Origin of the sequence: Aporhodopirellula sallentina SM41, from assembly GCF_000346505.1 — a bacterium.
In the GTDB taxonomy this organism is placed as follows: Bacteria; Planctomycetota; Planctomycetia; order Pirellulales; family Pirellulaceae; genus Rhodopirellula; species Rhodopirellula sallentina.
The window spans coordinates 1-683 of the sequence record NZ_ANOH01000044.1 but is presented as its reverse complement, the minus strand read 5'-3'; the positions used below and the strand labels follow the sequence as shown (position 1 = coordinate 683).

General features: G+C 55.3%; 1 protein-coding gene. It reads right to left on the bottom strand.

Translation table 11 applies throughout. From position 1 onward, the window contains the following. Positions 1-50: 50 nt before the first annotated feature. Positions 51-683: integrase core domain-containing protein (locus tag RSSM_RS02000; protein WP_044300642.1), on the bottom strand; the 633-nt coding region annotated here is incomplete at its 5' end.

The following is a 683-nucleotide window of genomic DNA, read 5'->3' as shown; positions in this document are numbered from 1 at the left end:
CACAACGGTTCTCTCACCAGCCTCGCGGCTGAAGTGAGCGCAAGCGAACTTCAGCCGCGAGGCTGGTGACGGTCGATCATCTTCGTACGCTCGTCCAATCGGGCGATCACGAAACGGCAGTACCAGACGTCCCAAACTCCGTCTTTCTGCGTTGCACTGAGTCCAATGGCCCGATCGGCAAACGCCTCTCCAATCCTGTACGTGTGCCCCTTGAAACCGAACTGACCAACTGCGTTGGGACGACGCACTTCGAAGTGATCGTTGTACTCATAGGCAACGTTTGAATCGTCAAATCGACGCTCGCTGATTCGGTAATGCTCCGATGGCGTTCCCAGATCCAATGCCTCATGAGGACGCTCCAAGTTGTAGATTTGACGCCAAGGATCGAAGCAAGCCTGGGCCTCTTTTAAACTGCTCATTGAGCGGCCCTGAAGCACTTCAAGCTTGAGCGTCCGGTGGAACCGCTCGAGCTTCCCGCGACCCTGAGGATGATAGGGGCGACCGAAGATCACTTCGATGTCTTGACGCAAAAGCCAAGCAGAAAACTTGGTGTATTTCATCGACGTCATGGCTGTCGCCCAAGGCGTTCCGTTATCGACGTAGATCGCCCTGGGAAGCCCGTAAACCCTGAAAATATCGCGAAAATGACGCTGCACGCTCTGTCGCTTCTGGTTGCCACACGC